The following is a 535-nucleotide window of genomic DNA, read 5'->3' as shown; positions in this document are numbered from 1 at the left end:
CATCTGGGCTGGAACTATGCACAAGAGCTTATTCCTCGAACAGCCGGAGCCAGAAACAGTGCATTGGTAATTATCCAAGAAAGCAATACTGATTATAACATGTTCAATATATCATTGCCGTATTTTTTTGTTGTAATAAGTGCAATAATTTTAATCTGGAAGTTTAAGCAAGCTAGTATAAAAGATCCAGCCAGTTAAGGATATTTTAAATGTTTCAACCCATTGGCCAATGGTAAATGCCTAAAACAAAAAAGGAGACAATCTTTTGATCGTCTCCTTTTTGTGATCCCGCTGGGACTCGAACCCAGGACCACTACATTAAAAGTGTAATGCTCTACCAACTGAGCTACGGAATCTACTTTATCAATCAGCTTGTCGCTTTGTTTTAAAGTGCTGCAAATATAGGGTTATGATTAATTTCCTGCAAGACTTTTTTTTGTTAAGGCCGTACTTTACTGATTTATAAGGAAATTAATTGTAAAGCTGAGGTTAACCAAAGGTAAATTTGCGGTTTAGGCATCGCCCTGCACAAAGT

The 535-nt window shown here is 37.0% G+C and carries 1 protein-coding gene and 1 tRNA gene; one reads left to right on the top strand and one right to left on the bottom strand.

Features of this window, described 5'->3' with window-relative positions; all coding sequences use genetic code 11:
• Positions 1–198 (top strand): hypothetical protein (locus tag JHD69_RS21170; protein WP_233166110.1); only part of this gene is annotated, 198 nt, incomplete at its 5' end.
• Between the two features lie 85 nt (positions 199–283).
• On the opposite strand, the gene JHD69_RS20210 is transcribed toward JHD69_RS21170, so the two are convergent.
• Positions 284–356 (bottom strand) — tRNA-Lys (locus JHD69_RS20210).
• Between the last annotated feature and the right edge of the window lie 179 nt (positions 357–535).

This window comes from Pedobacter sp. ASV12, assembly GCF_016429155.1.
Lineage (GTDB): Bacteria > Bacteroidota > Bacteroidia > Sphingobacteriales > Sphingobacteriaceae > Pedobacter.
The sequence above is the reverse complement of the archived record's forward strand: the minus strand, read 5'-3'. Positions and strand labels throughout refer to the sequence as shown.